This is a genomic window from Eubacterium ramulus ATCC 29099, assembly GCF_000469345.1.
Taxonomy (GTDB): Bacteria; Bacillota; Clostridia; order Lachnospirales; family Lachnospiraceae; genus Eubacterium_I; species Eubacterium_I ramulus.
In genome coordinates this window covers 3,436-3,731 of sequence record NZ_KI271112.1, presented here as the reverse complement: position 1 = coordinate 3,731, position 296 = coordinate 3,436, and the positions used below count along the sequence as shown (strand labels likewise).

At 40.5% G+C, this 296-nt stretch carries 1 pseudogene; it reads left to right on the top strand.

From position 1 onward, the window contains the following. Positions 1–296 (top strand): annotated as a pseudogene (locus HMPREF0373_RS06075) (ATP-binding protein); the annotation flags it as partial.

The following is a 296-nucleotide window of genomic DNA, read 5'->3' as shown; positions in this document are numbered from 1 at the left end:
AGCAGATCAAGGGAAAAAATCGTCTGGTTTCCGAAGATTTATTATCAAATGGAAAAGGGACTGCTCCATATCCGCTGTGAAATCACGTTGGGAAAATATCAAGACCAGCTTTTACGGTTAGAGGATAAATTGGAAAGTGGTTTGTATTGTGAGCTGACCGACAAGACCTTGCATGACGGATATATCGAATATACTCTGCTTTATGATATGATAGCGAACCGTATTACCATTGATGAAGTACGGGCAGAAAACGGCTGTCTAAAGCTGATGAAAAATCTTGTCTGGGAATATGACGC